The organism is Lentzea sp. HUAS TT2 (assembly GCF_051853195.1).
Taxonomy (GTDB): domain Bacteria; phylum Actinomycetota; class Actinomycetes; order Mycobacteriales; family Pseudonocardiaceae; genus Lentzea.
On record NZ_CP196667.1, the window covers coordinates 9862996 to 9879046 of the forward strand.

General features: G+C 69.3%; 14 protein-coding genes. 5 read left to right on the forward strand and 9 right to left on the reverse strand.

Annotated elements, in window-relative coordinates; genetic code table 11:
* Positions 1 to 103: 103 nt before the first annotated feature.
* Positions 104 to 1441, reverse strand: a complete 1338-nt coding sequence (locus ACSHWB_RS46675) for a cellulose binding domain-containing protein (protein WP_439659780.1) — start codon at positions 1439 to 1441, stop codon at positions 104 to 106.
* Between the two features lie 127 nt (positions 1442 to 1568).
* On the opposite strand from ACSHWB_RS46675, the gene ACSHWB_RS46680 reads away from it, so the two are divergent.
* Positions 1569 to 2336 carry a methyltransferase domain-containing protein gene (locus ACSHWB_RS46680; RefSeq protein WP_439659781.1) on the forward strand — a complete coding sequence of 256 codons (768 nt, stop codon included), beginning with the start codon at positions 1569 to 1571 and terminating at the stop codon, positions 2334 to 2336.
* Here ACSHWB_RS46680 and ACSHWB_RS46685 read toward each other — a convergent pair.
* The 7 genes from ACSHWB_RS46685 to ACSHWB_RS46715 form a co-directional block, all read right to left on the reverse strand.
* Positions 2323 to 2625: a hypothetical protein gene (locus tag ACSHWB_RS46685; protein WP_439659782.1), complete on the reverse strand. Its 303-nt coding sequence runs from the start codon at positions 2623 to 2625 to the stop codon at positions 2323 to 2325. The two genes, ACSHWB_RS46680 and ACSHWB_RS46685, sit on opposite strands and share 14 nt — an antisense overlap.
* The gene (locus ACSHWB_RS46690) at positions 2622 to 3872 is read right to left on the reverse strand and encodes a choice-of-anchor P family protein (protein ID WP_439659783.1); all 1251 of its coding nucleotides are present in this window, start codon (positions 3870 to 3872) and stop codon (positions 2622 to 2624) included. The genes ACSHWB_RS46685 and ACSHWB_RS46690 overlap by 4 nt, the downstream gene beginning before the upstream one ends.
* Positions 3869 to 4522 (reverse strand): ABC transporter ATP-binding protein, encoded by a 654-nt coding sequence (locus ACSHWB_RS46695; protein WP_439659784.1) that lies wholly within the window; start codon positions 4520 to 4522, stop codon positions 3869 to 3871. The genes ACSHWB_RS46690 and ACSHWB_RS46695 overlap by 4 nt, the downstream gene beginning before the upstream one ends.
* Positions 4519 to 5211: an ABC transporter ATP-binding protein gene (locus tag ACSHWB_RS46700; protein ID WP_439659785.1), complete on the reverse strand. Its 693-nt coding sequence runs from the start codon at positions 5209 to 5211 to the stop codon at positions 4519 to 4521. Before ACSHWB_RS46700 ends, ACSHWB_RS46695 begins: the two co-directional genes overlap by 4 nt.
* Positions 5208 to 7025: an ABC transporter permease gene (locus ACSHWB_RS46705; RefSeq protein WP_439659786.1), complete on the reverse strand. Its 1818-nt coding sequence runs from the start codon at positions 7023 to 7025 to the stop codon at positions 5208 to 5210. Before ACSHWB_RS46705 ends, ACSHWB_RS46700 begins: the two co-directional genes overlap by 4 nt.
* Positions 7022 to 8416: an ABC transporter substrate-binding protein gene (locus ACSHWB_RS46710; RefSeq protein WP_439659787.1), complete on the reverse strand. Its 1395-nt coding sequence runs from the start codon at positions 8414 to 8416 to the stop codon at positions 7022 to 7024. Before ACSHWB_RS46710 ends, ACSHWB_RS46705 begins: the two co-directional genes overlap by 4 nt.
* 142 nt (positions 8417 to 8558) lie before the next feature.
* Positions 8559 to 9317, reverse strand: a complete 759-nt coding sequence (locus tag ACSHWB_RS46715) for an SGNH/GDSL hydrolase family protein (protein WP_439659788.1) — start codon at positions 9315 to 9317, stop codon at positions 8559 to 8561.
* A gap of 137 nt (positions 9318 to 9454) precedes the next feature.
* On the opposite strand from ACSHWB_RS46715, the gene ACSHWB_RS46720 reads away from it, so the two are divergent.
* From ACSHWB_RS46720 to ilvD, 4 genes are all read left to right on the forward strand, one after another.
* Positions 9455 to 10354, forward strand: coding sequence for a DUF4142 domain-containing protein (locus ACSHWB_RS46720; protein ID WP_439659789.1), 900 nt, complete (start codon positions 9455 to 9457; stop codon positions 10352 to 10354).
* Positions 10355 to 10447: 93 nt separating this feature from the next.
* Complete coding sequence (locus ACSHWB_RS46725) at positions 10448 to 11917, forward strand: DUF1996 domain-containing protein (protein ID WP_439659790.1); 1470 nt, start codon at positions 10448 to 10450, stop codon at positions 11915 to 11917.
* Between the two features lie 152 nt (positions 11918 to 12069).
* On the forward strand, positions 12070 to 13239 hold the full coding sequence (locus tag ACSHWB_RS46730; protein WP_439659791.1) for an alginate lyase family protein: 1170 nt from the start codon (positions 12070 to 12072) through the stop codon (positions 13237 to 13239).
* Positions 13240 to 13258: 19 nt separating this feature from the next.
* Complete coding sequence (ilvD, locus tag ACSHWB_RS46735) at positions 13259 to 14947, forward strand: dihydroxy-acid dehydratase (RefSeq protein ID WP_439659792.1); 1689 nt, start codon at positions 13259 to 13261, stop codon at positions 14945 to 14947.
* A gap of 210 nt (positions 14948 to 15157) precedes the next feature.
* Here the strand turns inward: ilvD and ACSHWB_RS46740 are convergent, their stop codons facing one another.
* Entirely contained in the window at positions 15158 to 15988 is an 831-nt protein-coding gene (locus ACSHWB_RS46740) for a LysR family transcriptional regulator (RefSeq protein WP_439659793.1), read from the reverse strand.
* Between the last annotated feature and the right edge of the window lie 63 nt (positions 15989 to 16051).

Here is a 16051-nt window from a genome sequence, read left to right on the forward strand (position 1 = left end):
CGCGGTTCGGGTCAGATCAGTTGAAGATCAATGTCGTCGTCGCATGGCACAAGAGTAGGCCGTCAGCGCCACCGAATAAATGGCGCTGACGGCTCGTAGCCGCCTAGAAGCCGGCGGTGATCTTCGAGAACGCCAGCGCGGTCTGCGAGATGCCGGAGCAGCTCGCGGACACCTGGCCGTCGCAGCCGCCGCGGTCGCGGTTGACCGACCAGAAGGCCAGTCGCCCGAGGCCGTTGGCCTTCGACCAGTCGCGGATCGCGGTCCAGTCGTCGACCGTGGTCAGCTCGCGCTGGTCCGACAGGCCGTTCATGCCCGAGATGCCGACGTGCTTGAACGCCTCGGCGTCGCTCCAGCCGAACGTCGACTTGAGCTTGTTCTTCAGCCCCGTGGCCGCGCCGATGGTGTCGGTGCGGATGTTGGAGCTGCCGAAGTCGAACGGCATGAGCGTGAACACGTCGATGTTCGCGTCGAGCGCCTTGGCCTGGTCGATCAGCCGGTTGCCGTAGAAGTTCGGGCCGGTGGTCGAGGTGCCGAAGGTGACGATCGTCTGGATGCCGGGGTTGTTCTTCTTGACGATCTTCAGGGCCGCGATGATCCGGTCCTGCACGACGGTGTTCTCGAACTCGTCGGAGTTCTCGATGTCGATGTCGATCGCCTTGAGCCCGTAGGCGTTGATGACCTGCTGGTACGCGCCGGCCAACGCCTCGGGGGTCGAGCAGTTCGGGCCCAGCTTGTTGCCGCTCCAGCCACCGAACGACGGCACGACGTCACCGCCGGCCGCGCGGATGGCGTTGATGGTCTGCTGGTCGGCGCCGCCGGTCAGCGGACGCTGGCCGTCCCACGCCGGGTTGCAGCCACCGCTGGAGAGCACGAACGCGAGCGTGAACCACTTGACGCCGGTGTCCTTCATGACCTGCGTGGCGTTCTGCGGGTCACCCCAGCCCAGGTACAGGTAGGGCGCGCCACGGCCGGTGCCGGGCAACGGCGGGTTCGACGTCGTGGTGGTGGTGGTGGTCGTCGTGGTCGTGGTCGGCGGGTTGCCGGTGCCGTCGCACGAACCGCCGTTGACCTTGCAGTTGGACGGGCTCGCGCCGGAACCCTTGACGGTGAAACCGAAACTGGTGCTGCCGCCGACCGGGACGTTGCCGTTCCAGGTGCTGCGGACGGTGATGTTCTGGCCGTTGGCGGCATAACTGCCGTCCCACAGCGACGCGATCGACTGCCCGCTCGGCAGCGTGAACTCGACGGTCCACGACGAGAGCGCGGACCCGCCGCTGTTGGCGATCGTGTACTTGGCCTCGTAGCCAGTGCCCCAGTCCGACGTCTTCGTGAACGCCGCCGTCACGCCCGACGCGCCACTCGCGGGCGCGGCGAGAACGCCTCCGACCACAGTGGCCACAGCCAGACCAATGGTCAGGATCTGCCAGCGAAACTTCTTCATCGTGCTCCATTCACGTGCAGGGGGTACGTGATGCCGAGCACGTTAACTGGTCTAAACCAATGGTTCAAGGGTGTGAACACCGCTAATCAGATGCGGTGATGAGAACGCTCTCTTACCCTGCGACGCGATGAACGCTCAGGAGATCGCCTCGCTCATGGCCGCTTCGGCACACGATTCGGACATCCAGGTCACACAGACCGAATACCGACTCGAACTGGCCGAAACCTGGCAGATCCCCGAGGGCGCCAGGGTGCTGGAGATCGGTTGCGGCCAGGGCGACATGACCGCTGTGCTCGCGGACCGGGTGGGTCCGAACGGGACAGTGGTCGGGACCGATGTCGCGCCGCGAGACTACGGCGCACCGGTCACCGTGGGCCAGTCCGCGCAGCATCTGCTCGACGGACCGCTCGGCTCGCGCATCGACATGCGTTACGAGACGGACGTGCTCACCGATGACGTCGGAACCGGTTACGACCTCGTCGTGCTCGCCCACTGCTCCTGGTACTTCGCGTCAGCCGACCGTCTCGAACGGACGCTGACGAAGGCCCGTGAGCTCGGCACCCGGCTCTGCTTCGCCGAGTGGGACCCGGAACCGGCGCACCCACAGCAGGTCCCGCACCTGCTGGCCGTGCTCGCGCAGGACCGCATGGGCGAGACCGACGGCAACATCCGCGCGCCGCTCACCCGTGCGACGCTGCTCGCCGCGCTCGACCGCGCCGGGTGGGTGGTCGACCGGGTGTCCGACGTGGACACGAGCCCGTTGCAGGACGCCGACTGGGAGATCTTCATCGCGCTGCAGGAGGCGCCGGAGGGCCTGGCCAAGGAACTGCTGCGGCAGACCTCGCGCAAGAGCGGCAACGTGCCGTTGCCCGCCTACGCCTTTACGGCACGCTAGATCGTTCGCGCTCCTCCAGCAGCTGCAGGAGCGCGTAGGTCGTCTGCCGCTGCTCCTCCACGAGCTTCGTCAGCCACGACCCGAAGTAGAGGAACCCGCCGACACCGATCAGCCCGACACCGAGGATCCCGCCCGACACGACGTACGGGATCTGCTCGAACGTGTAGCCGGTGTGCGCGACACCCCACCAGGCGAACAGGATCGCCGCGATGCCCGCGGTCATCAGCATCGTGCCGACAAGTCCTAGCCCGCTGCGCATCCGCGCCCGGCGCCGGTCCTGGATCGTCATGGGTTCACCCGCAGGTCGGGGACACCGGTGGGGTGCCCGGAGGGACAGGGGGCGCCGCCCAGCAGGAAGGTGCCGAACGACTTCATGCCGAACGCCCCGGCGGCGGCGACCCCGAGCCCGGTGAGCACCAGCAGTGCCGGCACGCCGGGGAAGTCGAGCAGGGAGCGAGGCCTGGTGCGGGCGGAGGCGACCGGGGTGACCGACTTCGACGGCGGGGTCACACCCGCGACCGGGGGTGAGCCCAGTGCCGGTGGTGGCTCGTCGGCGACGGGTGGCGGCGGTAGCACCGGTGCCGGTGCGTCGGGCGGGGTCAGCGAGCCGGAGGAGGCGGAGGCGTTCGCGACGGCCTCGGTGTCGCCGACGACCACCACCATCTTGCGCAGCGGGTTGAGCAGCGGCACGAGCTCCTTGGGCAGCAACGGGGCCAGGACGCCGTCCAGGATGCCGCCGAGTCCGAGCTTGGTCCGCAACGCCAGCACGTCCACGGTGAGGGTCAGGCCGCGGCTGGAGGAGGTCGCGGACGTGGCCTCGAGCTTCGTGGCGGCCGTGGGCCAGGCGAGGGTGATGCCCAGCGGCTCCAACGCCTTCAGCAGCCCGTCCGGCGGCGCGTCCGGGGCCTTGACCGGGAACTTCTGGCCCAGCACGGTGAACTCGGCGACGGAGAACGTGCTGGTGCCGCTCCCCTTGCTGCCGTCGCTCACGGCCACGGACTCGAACTTCACACCCGACAGGACGACCAGCCCGGCCAGCACCGAGATCGTCTGCGCGGACGTGACGGCGGTGGACCGGGCCTCGGACGCGCTGACGGAGCTGACGCTGCTCGACGACAGGCCGTCGGCGGTCAGCAGGAACGGCACCTCCTGCTTGGCACCGGCGTAGGACTCGGCCTTCGCAGCTCCCGCGGCGGCTTTCATGCCCGGCTGGGACTGGTCCGCGGGGCCGCCGGGGTAGGCCGCGTTGGCCTGCACCGGGTAGGCGAACCCGAGCAGCTGCGGCAGTCCGGTGCCCACGGCCGCGCCGGGCCACAGCGAGCTGGCGACCGACCGGCCGATCGGGCCGGAGCCCAGTTCGGTCTGCGTGTAGGAGAGATGCACCTCGCCCTGCGGTTCGGCCGGCACCGGGATGAGGTCGGTGTGCAGCAGCACGGAGACCGGCGCGGCGTGGGCGGACAGCGTGAAGCCGCCGATGTCGGCCTTGGCGGGTGCCGGGGACAGCAGGAGGAGCAGCAGGACGAGCGCGTACCTCATGACGTCCCTCCGAAGTAGACGGTGGCGAGGTCGTTGTCGGCGGAGATCTCGCCGTGCGTCATCACGACGACCTGGTCGGCGACGGCGGAGGCGGTCTCGGCGAACTGCTCCACGATCAGCATCGTGACGCCGGAGCGCGCCAGCTCCCCCACCACCTCGTACAGCTCGGCGACGATCACCGGCGCGAGGCCCATCGAGAGCTCGTCGATCACCAGCACGGCCGGGTCGGTGATCAGCGCGCGGGAGAACGCGAGCATCTGCTGCTCACCGCCGGACATCGAGCCGGCGAGTTGTTTGTGGCGCGCCTTGAGCTTCGGGAACCGGGCGTAGACCACGTCGGCGTCACCGCGCATCAGCCGCAGGTTCTCCGCGACGGTCAGGTTCGGGAAGATCGCGCGGCCCTCCGGGATCGTGCACAGGCCGGCGCGGGCCAGTTCGTCGGGCGCGGCGTCGTTGACGTGCACGCCGGCCAGGTGGACGTGGCCGGAGGTGGCCCTCAACTGTCCACTGAGGACCTTGACCAGCGTCGACTTGCCGGCGCCGTTCGGGCCCAGCAGTGCGGTGACGGTGCCGCGCGGGACGTTCAGCGACACTCCGCGCAGCACCTCGATCCGGCCGTAGCCGGCGTGGACGTCCATCAGGTCGATCATCCGAGGTACGCCTCCCGGACACCTTCGTGCGCACGGACGACGTCCGGTGTGCCGGACACCAGCAGCCGCCCCAGGTTCAGCACGTGCACGTGGTCGCAGTAGCCCATGACGAGGTCCATGTCGTGCTCGACCAGCACGACCGAGCGGCCCTCCGCGCTCAGTTGTCGCAGCAGCTCGCCGAACGCGTCGGTCTCGGCGCGGTCCAGGCCGGACGACGGCTCGTCCAGCAGCAGCAACACCGGGTCGGTGGCCAGCGCCCTGGCCAGTTCGAGCAACCGTGCGGCGCCGGTCGGGACGGTGTCGGCCTGGTTGTCCGCGAACTCCGCGATCCCGACCCGTTCCAGCAGCTCCCCGGCGATCTTCGCGGGCCGGCGCCGGCTCTCCAGCGCCACCAGGACGTTCTCCCAGACCGTCAGCGACCCGAAGACCTCCAGCCGCTGGAACGTCCGCGCGACACCCAGCCTCGACCGCTGGTGCGGGCCCTTCGCGGTGATGTCCTCGTCGTCCAGCCGCACCCGCCCCGCCGACGGTTTGCGCAGTCCGCTGATCACGTCGAACAACGTCGTCTTGCCCGCGCCGTTGGGGCCGATCAGCCCGGTGACGCCGGGTTCGACGACCAGCGACACGTCGTCGACCGCGGTCACCTCGCCGAAGCGGACCGTCACGCCCTCCACCCGCAACGTGCTCATGCGCGCCGCCAGGACCAGGCTCGGAAGCCCCAGCTGACGAGCCCGTTCGGATCTCTGGCGAGCCCGGCCGCCGCCACGCCGAGCAGCACCACCGCCACCCCCGCGAACGCCGGGAAACCGCTCTGCAGCACGGGGAGCAGCATCAGCAGCACCCCGCCGAGCAGCGCGCCGGACACCGACGTCACGCCCGCGATCACCGCGAACAGCAGCAACGGCAGGTTGTTGAACAGCTGGAAGTCGCTCGCCGCAACGGTTTCGCGCAGCTGCGCGAACAAGCCGCCCGCGAGCCCCGCGATCGCCGCCGACAGAGAGAACACCCAGACCCGGACCCAGCGCACGTTCAGCCCGAGCGTCGCGCACGCCGCCGAGCTGTCCTTGACCGCGATCATCCGCCGTCCGAGCCGTCCGCGCCTGATCGTCAGCACGCCGATCCCGACCAGCACGAACACGCCGGCGGCCAGCAGCATCTGCCCCGTCGCGGACTCGACCAGCCGCGGCACCTGCAGACTGCCCCGCACCCCGAACGCGACCGGCGACTGCAGCACGAGCTTGTCCATGAGCTGCGCGAACCCCAGCGTCGCCAGCGCCAGGTACAGCCCGCTGACCCGCAGCACCGTCAACGCGATCAGCGCCCCGACCGCCGCCGCGACGAGGGCCCCGATCACCAGCGAGAGCGGCGAGGCCGACCCGAGCCGTGCGACCGTCACCGCCCCCACGCCGACGAACGTGAACTGCCCCAGCGACACCACGCCGCCGTACCCGGTGAGCAGCACCATCGACAGCAGCACGATCCCGAACACCAGCGCCAGCGCGAGCTGCCCGGCCACCACCGAGTCCACCAGCAACGCCAGCACCACGACCACTCCGGCGAACAGCCCGGCCCCCACCCCGGTCGTCACCGCGTTCGGCACCGCCAGGCCGCGAGATCCCCGCACACCACCGATCCTGAGCGGCGACTGCGGCATCGCGAGCAGCACGACGAACAGCAGCAACGCCGGAATGGCCGCCCGGAAGGAGATCCAGAACGGCGAGGACGGCAGGTAGGCCACCGCGTACGACTGCACCAGCCCGAGCCCGAGCGCGCCGGCGAACGTCCACGGCAGACTGCGCAACCGCCCGACCAGCGCGGCGGTGTACGCGGTGATCACGAGCAACGTCATCGTCACGTAGTCGAGCTGCACCACCGGCGTCAGCAGGATCCCGCCCAGCGCGGCCAGCGCCGACCCGATCGCCCAGCTCAGCGCCGAGAGCCGGTGCGGCCTCGTGCCGTAGAGCGAGGCCAGTTCCGGCGCGTCTACGCACGCCCGCATCGCGAGCCCGGTCCGCGTCCGGTTCAGCAGCACGTACAACCCGCCCGCGACGAGCACCGCGCAGGCCAGCGTCACCAGGTCGTGCCCGCTGACGAAGGACTGTCCGATGTGGACGCCCAGCTGGTCGAGGAACGGCCGCACCGGACGCGCCTGCGGCGGCCAGATCACCTGCGCCACCCCGATCAGCCCGACCAGCACGCCGACCCCGGCCACCAGGGTGATGCCGACCGGCGCGCCCGCGAGCCGTCGCATGATGAACCGCTCGATCACCAGCCCGAACAGCGGCGCGCACACGCCGACCACGAGCAGCAGCGCGAGCCACTGGGGCAGGCCGCGGTTCTCGGCGAGCTCCCAGTAGAGGAACGCCATGACCATGCCGATCGCGCCGTGGCCGACGTTGAACACCTTGGAGGTGCTGTAGGTCAGCACGAGCCCGCCGGCCACCACGGCGTAGGCGCCGCCGGTGACGAGCCCGAAGATGGTGTAGGCCAGGAGTGCGGTCATCCACCCACCCCCGTGTCGATCAACTGCCCGCACGAGTACCCGGACGCCGGGGCCAGCCGCGACCACGCCCCGCCCTTCAGCCGCACCAGCGTCATGCAGGCCGAGGTCCGCTTCCCACCCACGTCCTGCGGCGCGACCATCCCCTCTGCGGTGAAGTCGTGCACCCCGCGCACCGCGTCCAGCATCGCCTTGCGCGTGAGCTGCGGCCCCACCTTCGCCGCCGTGGTCACGAACAGCCGTGCCGCGGCCCAGGCGAACATCCCGAAGTACGAGGGCGCCACACCGGGCGCCACCCGGCCGAGCCACTGCTTGTACAGCGCGACCTGGGCGTTGGACTCCTCGAACAGCGCGCCGTTCGTGTAGACGACGGTGCCGTCGACCGCCGCACCGCCCTGCTTGATGTACTGCGGGTCGTAGGCGGACGGGTCCGTGATGAACGCCTCCGGCGTGTACCCCTGCTGCCGCATGGCCTGCTGCAGCCGCACCGCGTACTGCGCCGACCCGATCCAGTAGACGATCTTGGTGCCGGTCTCCTTGAGCTTCGCCACGTACGGCGCGTAGTTGACGTCGGTGATGTCGATGGCCTGCGAGTAGACGAACTTGATCCCGCGCGCCTCCGCCGCCTTCTGCATGCTCTTGGCGTTCTGCGCGCTCGCGTCGGCGTTGAGGTAGAGGTACGCCGCCGCGTTGATGCCGCCGGGGAAGCTCGACTTGACCAGGTCGGGGCCGGCGGACGACACGAGGTTCACGACGTTCGACGCGACGCCGAAGCTGACCGGGGTGCGCTGGCGTTGCGCGGTGACCGTCGAGGCGCGCAGGTCGGGGATGCCGCAGCCCGCGGCCGCCGGGCCACCGCCCTGGTCGAACGCCGACATCGAGCCGACCAGCGCGAAGGCCTGTTCGCAGGCCTGCGAGGTGGCCTGCTGGTCGCCGCCGCTGTCGGTGCGCGAGTCGAACGAGACGAGCTTGAGCTTGCGCCCGCACACGGAGCCCTGGGTGGCGTTGAAGTACTCGACGAACGCCTTGGTGGCCTGCTGCGCGGACTGGAAGATGCCGGGGACCGGGCCGCTGATGTCGGAGATGTTGGCGATGGTGATCTCACCCGCCGTGACGCCCTTGTCCGTGGCGCCGCCGGTGCCCTGGCAGCCGCCCGCGATGCTGCCGGGCGGGTTCGGCTGCTTGTTCGGCTGTTGCGGGTTCGCGGCGCCCGGTTGTTCCGCGGACCCCTCGGGCACCGCGGCGTCCTCGCCGGTCACCGCGCCCTCCTGGGTGCCGGCGGAGGCTCCCTGGGGCACGACGAGTGCCGCGCGCTGCTCGTCGGTGAGCCTGCTTCCGCATCCGGCGACCAGCGCGCAGATCGTGAGTGCGATCAGTGCGGTCCTGCGACGCATGCGTTCAGACGTTAGGGATCTGCATCCATCAAGACCCAAGCAAGTTCTAGAACGCGTTCTACATGCAAAGAATCACGCGGAAAGCCGTCACCAAAGCGCGGTCACCTCGTTAGAAGCGACCGCGCCAAGGAACACGTTCTACTTACGACGGCGGCAGTAGTTCCGGGCGGCGCGGCCGGATCACGTCACCGGACGACTCCCCGCGCACCCGCCGCATCACCCACGGCACGACGTGCTCGCGCGCCCACTTCCAGTCCTCCGCGCGCCGGACGCGGCGGTCGATGAGCGGAGCCGCGCCGAGCAGGGTCCGCTCCAGCGCGTGGTCGACCCCCAGGCCCTCCAGCACGGAGATCGCGACCTCGGTGTGACCGAGCGAGTTCAGGTGCAGCCGGTCCGGCGACCACATGCGACGGTCGCGCAGCTGCCGCATGTTCCACATGTCGCCCAGGACGCAGTCGTGTTCGGCGGCGATCGCGCGCACGTACTCGTTGTAGATGGCCACGCGACCACGCATTTTGCGGAACACCGGGTCCTCACCACCGTCTACGCCGGTGAAGAGGATTACGCGCGCGCCCGCGCCCACGAGCCGTGCGACGGCCTCGCGGTATCGACGCATCAACGCGTCGATGTTCACCTTGGGTCGCATGAGGTCGTTGCCGCCCGCGTAGAGAGAGACGAGGTCCGGCTCCATCGCGATGGCGCGGTCGAGCTGCTCGCCCAGCACCTGCGGCATCAGCCGGCCGCGCACGGCCAGGTTGGCGTAGGTGAACTCCGGGTCCATCGCCCCCAGCACGTCGGCGACGCGGTCGGCCCAGCCGCGGACACCGTTCGGTCGACTGGCGTCGTCATCGCCCACACCCTCGGTGAATGAGTCCCCCAACGCCACAAAACGCTTGCTCATGCTCACGACCCTATGCGGGGGATTTGGCCCAGACGCGGCCGGGGTTGCGGCGCCGCCGATAACGTTTCGATAACAGCGACGTCTCGAACTGAGGCGCCATCGCATTGCTGGCCGTATCCCCGGTCGTGCGACTCTCCATGGATCTGGCGAAGCCGACGCGACTGATGGTCGCGCTGGCCGGCTGTGCGCTGGCGGTGCTCCTGAACGCCGGGAGCGCTGTCGGCCAGCCCAGCACGACGCCGTCCACCCCCATCTCCACCCCGCCGCCCGGCAGCGGCGGCACGGGCGACGAGGTCGTCCAGACGCAGTGGGGGCCGCTCGGGCCGGCTGACCGGGACTTCATGAACCGGGTCAAGCAGGCCGGGCTGTGGGAGAAGCCCGCAGGCGAGAAGGGCAAGGCCAAGCGGGCCGACCAGCCCAAGATCCAAGAGGCCTGCAAGCACCTCATCGAGGGGCACACGCTCTTGGACAACGTGGTGAACCGGGCGGGCGTACTGCTCGGCCACACGTTGCCCACCGAGGCCTCGGACGAGCAGAAGGGCTGGCTCGCCGAGATGGACGCGGCGACCGGCGACGAGTTCGACGCCGTCTTCGCCAACCGGCTCCGCGCGGCCCACGGCAAGGTCTACGCCTACGCCGCACAGATCAGGGCCGGCACCAAGAACGAGCTCATCCGCATCCTTTCCACGCAAGCGATGATCACCGTCTTCGACCACATGAAGGTGCTCGAGGAAACGGGTCGCGTCGACTTCGCCGGACTGGAGTCACCACAACCGCTCGCGCCTCCGCCGCCCGCAGACAGCACCGGGGCTCCGGACACGACGAGCGACCAGGCGGACCAGGCGGCCAACCCGACCGACGGCGTGATCCCGACGGTGCCGGAGGGCACCAGGTTCACCCGCACCGCCGAGCAAGGCGTGTTCGGTGACAACAACGGCGTCTTCTTCGCGGCCATCGGAGTGCTCGCGCTCGCGTTGGTGGGGATGCGAATGATATCCCGATCGAAGAAAACACGGCGGAAATCTCGTTCGTTCTAAAAAACAGCACACCCAGGTTCATCCCGAAGATAGCGGCCTCATACCGCCGTCAGCTTCACCATGCCGTTTTATCGGACTACCACGAGGTGGCAAATGGCTATTCACCGGAGGAAATCCACGATCTGGCTCACCGCCGCGGCTGCGGCGATGGCCGTGGTCGCGGGCGGTGCCGCGGTGGTGGCCATCAGTTCTTCTGATGGCTCCGCGCTCGCCGACGGTGCGGACAAGAGCTTGTTCGTCGACATCACCAAGGTGAAGCCGAACGTCAAAAAACCGAAGCCGGAGAACGACGCCACCACAGGCACGTTCACCGTGAACTGCGGGCGGAACGAGAACGGGCACTTCAACCCGGACAACTTCATCGCACAGCCTGGTGTCCGCAACGGCGCCCAGCACCTGCACGACTACGTCGGCAACCTCTCCACGAACGCGGACTCCAACAACCAGTCACTGCAGGCGGCAGGCACGACCTGCAAGAACGGTGACAAGTCCGCGTACTTCTGGCCCGTCGTGCGCATCATCGACGAAGAGCCGGACGAGGCCGCTCCGGCCGAGGAGCAGGCCCCGCCGAAGAAGGACGACAAGGCGCAGCAGGACAAGGACAAGGCCGCCAAGGCCGCGCCCGCCCTCGAGTGCCCCGACGTCGCGTCGCTGCTCCCCGAGGACGTGCCGGACGCCGCCCAGGCGGAGATCGACAAGGAACTCGAGAACATCGAGAAGGTGACCGAGGAGGCCGAGAAGAAGGTCGCCTCCACCAAGGCCCAGGACCGTGACAACATCATCGTCGGCCCGACGCGCGAGAAGCGCGCCGCCATCCTCAACCGGATGATGCTGGCGTTCAGCCGCCAGGGCAAGCAGGCTCCCGACCTGAACCCGGCCGCCGCCTGTGCGGTCAAGGACAAGGCCGCCGGCGAGCAGGGTCTCGACAACGGTGGCGAGAACGCCGACGCCGCCCAGGCAGAGGGCACCGAGGCGAAGAAGAACCAGCCGAACCCCGAGGAGAACGCCGACAACGAGCTCGAGGGCAACGAGGGCGAGATCCAGCGCCCCGCCGTCGTCGACCTCCAGTTCCGCGGCAGCCCGACCGGCAAGGTCGTCGCGATGCCGAAGTTCCTCCGCGTTCTCTACGGTGACGCCAAGGCCGGCCAGAACGGCCCGAAGAACGCCAAGGCCTCGTGGACCTGCTCCGGCTTCGAGGACAAGGTCCTGATGGACAAGTACCCGATCTGCCCGCAGGGCTCGAAGGTCAAGCGCGTGCACGACTTCCCGAGCTGCTGGGACGGCAAGAACATCGACTCGGCCAACCACCGGGACCACATCGTGTTCCCCGACGCCAACGGCAAGTGCAAGCAGGGCTTCAAGGCCGTTCCCCAGCTGCGCATCTCGCTGACCTACAACATCCCGCTGGACGTCCAGAAGGACGGCCGGTACCTGGTCGACTCCTTCCCCGAGGAGGAGCACAACCCGCTCACCGACCACGACGACTTCGCGAACGTGATGTCGCAGAAGATCATGAACCGCCTCGTCAACTGCGTCAACACCGGCAAGAAGTGCCGCGAGTGACCTGCTGACCTCGCAGTTCAGATAGGCGAAATCCCCCGGTGCACCTCCCGCGCACCGGGGGATTTCCGTTGCCCCGCTTGAGTTTGTTCACCACCGTGAATCTTGTGCCGGGATGGTTGACCACAAAGGTATAGACCACTAACACTGGCCGCATGGTCACCCGCTCCTGCACGGTGCTGATCGCACTGCTCGCATCCCTTCTGGTCCCGGTCACCGGCTCAGCCCAGGCGGCACCGGCGACGTTCGTCCACCCGGGAGTCGTGGTCTCCCGGCCCCAGCTCGACTTCATGCGCACCAAGGTCCTGGCCGGCGCACAGCCGTGGAAGACCGCCTACGACCGCATGATGACGACCAAGTACGCCGACCTGAACCGCACGCCGAAGCCCCGCGCCGTCGTGGAGTGCGGTCCCGTCAGCAACCCCAACAACGGCTGCACCGACGAACGTGAGGACGCGCTCGCCGCGTACACGCTCTCCCTGGCCTGGTACGTCACGCGCGACGCGAGGTACGCGACCAAGGCGATCCAGATCATGGACGCCTGGTCCAGCACCATCCGCGACCACACCAACTCCAACGCCCCGCTGCAGACCGCGTGGTCGGCGTCGAGCTGGCCCAAGGCAGCCGAGATCATCAAGCACGTCCACGGGAACTGGCCGGGCAGCGCCAGGTTCGGCACGATGCTGCGCACCGTCTACCTGCCGGAGATCCAGAACGGCCGCGCGAACACCAACGGCAACTGGGAACTCAGCATGATGGAGGCGTCGATCGGCATCTCCGTGTTCCTGGAGGACAGGGCCGCCTACGACAAGGCCATCGGCATCTTCCGGACGCGCATCCAGGCGTTCATCTACCTGACGACCGACGGGGCGCTGCCGAAGACGCCGCCGGGCAGTGGCATCGACACCAGGGCCGAGATCATCTCGTACTGGCACAACCAGTCCACGTTCGTCGACGGTCTCACCCAGGAGACCTGCCGGGACTTCGCCCACACGGCGTACGGACTCTCAGCGGCCTCGCACCTCGCCGAGACCGCGTGGATCCAGGGCCAGGACATCTGGGGTGAGATCAAGGACCGGATGCGGCACGCGTGGGGCCTGCACAGCAAGTACCAGAACGGCGAGCCGATGCCGTCGTGGCTGTGCGGCGGCACGCTCAGCCGTGAGCTCGGGCCGACGCCGGAGGTCAGCTACAACGCGCTGAACACCAGGCTCGGCATCGCGATGGCGAACACCAAGATCTACACGGAGTCGAATCGTCCACACGGGACCGACAACCTCTTCATCGCCTGGGAGACGCTGACTCACGCAGCCAACCCCTCCTAGGAGCGACTAGCGTGCCCTCATGACCGAGACACCGGACGTGAAGCCACGCAGCCGCGACGTGACCGACGGCCTGGAGCGCACCGCCGCGCGCGGCATGCTCCGGGCCGTCGGCATGGGTGACGAGGACTGGGAGAAGCCGCAGATCGGCGTCGCCTCGTCGTGGAACGAGATCACGCCCTGCAACCTGTCGCTGGACCGGCTCGCGAAGGCGTCGAAGGACGGCGTGCACGCGGCGGGCGGGTACCCGCTGGAGTTCGGCACGATCTCGGTGTCGGACGGCATCTCGATGGGCCACGAGGGCATGCACTTCTCGCTGGTCTCGCGCGAGGTGATCGCCGACAGCGTCGAGACCGTGATGATGGCCGAGCGGCTGGACGGTTCGGTGCTGCTCGCGGGCTGCGACAAGTCGTTGCCCGGCATGCTGATGGCGGCGGCGCGGCTCGACCTGGCCAGCGTGTTCCTCTACGCGGGGTCGATCCTGCCCGGCAGGGTCACGCTGACCGACGGCACCGAGAAGGAGGTCACGATCATCGACGCGTTCGAGGCCGTCGGGGCCTGCGCGCGCGGACTGATGAGCCGTGAGGACGTCGACCTGATCGAACGCGCGATCTGCCCCGGCGAGGGCGCGTGCGGTGGCATGTACACGGCGAACACCATGGCCAGCGCGGCCGAGGCGCTGGGCATGTCGCTGCCCGGCAGTGCCGCTCCCCCGGCCACCGACCGCCGCCGCGACGGGTTCGCGCGACGGTCAGGGCAGGCCGTGGTCGAGATGCTGCGCAAGGGCATCACGGCGCGGCAGATCATGACGCGCGAGGCGTTCGAGAACGCGATCTCCGTCGTCATGGCGTTCGGCGGCTCCACCAACGCGGTGCTGCACCTGCTCGCCATCGCGCACGAGGCCGGCGTCGAACTGTCGCTGGACGACTTCAGCCGCATCGGCGAGCGCGTGCCGCACCTCGCGGACGTGAAGCCGTTCGGGCGGCACGTGATGACGGACGTCGACCGCATCGGCGGCGTGCCCGTGGTGATGAAGGCGCTGCTGGACGCCGGTCTGCTGCACGGCGACTGCCTCACCGTCACCGGCCGCACGGTCGCCGAGAACCTCGCGGACATCAACCCGCCGGACCCCGACGGCCTGGTGCTGCGCGCGCTCGACAAGCCCATCCACCACACCGGCGGCATCACGATCCTCAAGGGCTCGCTCGCCCCGGACGGCGCCGTGGTCAAGTCCGCGGGCTTCGACTCGGACGTCTTCACCGGCACCGCGCGGGTGTTCGACCGCGAACGCGCCGCGATGGACGCGCTGGAGGACGGCACCATCACGGCCGGAGATGTCGTGGTCATCCGCTACGAGGGCCCCAAGGGCGGGCCCGGCATGCGGGAGATGCTCGCGATCACCGCGGCGATCAAGGGCGCGGGCCTCGGCAAGGACGTCCTGCTGCTCACCGACGGCCGGTTCTCCGGTGGCACGACCGGACTCTGCGTCGGGCACGTGGCACCGGAGGCCGTCGACGGCGGGCCCATCGCGTTCGTGCGCGACGGCGACCAGATCACGCTGAACGTCGCCAAGGGCACGCTCGACGTCGAGGCCGACCTGGACAGCCGCCGTGAGGGCTGGGCGCCGCTGCCCCCGCGGTACGAACGCGGTGTGCTCGCCAAGTACGCCAAGCTGGTCGGCTCCGCCTCACGCGGCGCGGTCTGCGACTAAGCACCTGTTCAGAAGCCCTGCCCGAACCGGCAGGCTACGCCCCCAACCCAGAACTTGAGCACACCCGGCTCAACTCTAGAACCTCACGCGGGGACCCTACGTACTCTCAGAACACACGCGGGGCCCCCGCGTGCCGCAGAAAAGAGAGCGCGCGAAGGCCCCTGGGGCACTTTCGGGGACTGGGTGCAACGGGCTGTGCCGGCCAGATGCTCAGACGCGAAGCCCGGCCGCCGAGCGGACCAGTGACTCCACTGGCGAGCCCGGCGGCCAGGCGAGCACCGTCGTCACGTCCGGCGCGTCGGTCACGGGCACCGCGACGTGCTCCGGCCACTGCCAGGCGCGGCTGGAGGCGGGGATGACGAGCAGGGTCCTGCCGAGCGCCACGAGCTGGGCGAGCTGCGACTGGGTGCGCACCTCGGGTCCCGGCCCGTCCGGGTAGGTGCCGTCTAGCCGGGGCCAGCGGGCGATCGGCAGGTCCGGTACAAAGCTGACCTCCGCCAGCGTGACGCTCTCGCGGGCCGCGAGCGGGTGCGCCGCAGGGACGATCGCCACCTGGCTCTCGGTGTGCAGGTCGGCGGTGTCGAACCCGGCGAGGTCGTCGAACGGCCGGTGCATCAGCGCGATGTCGGCCTGCCCGTCGCGCAGCCGGTGGGCCTGCTCCCCCACCTCGCACAGCAGGACCTCGACCGGGTCCGCCAGCGCGTCGAGCAGCGTCCGCAACAGCTCGTGCGACGCCCCTGCCTTCGTCACGAGCACCAACGGCCTCGCGGGGTCCCCGGCGCGGCGGGTGCGTCGGGCGGCGGCAGCGACCGCGTCGAGTGCCGTTCTGGCCTCCCGCAACAACACCTGGCCCGCGCCGGTGAGCGCGGCGCCACGGCGGTCCCGGTCGAGCAGCTGGACGCCGAGGCGTCGTTCCAGCTGGTGGATCGCCCGCGAGAGGGGCGGCTGGGCGATGCCGAGACGGGTGGCGGCACGGCCGAAGTGGAGCTCCTCCGCGACGGCCACGAAGTACCTGAGCTCGCGGGTCTCCAGATCGTCCACGGACCGAGCCTAATACCCGTGAGGTATCACAGCTTACTGAATCGATCTTGGACAGCGACCGCG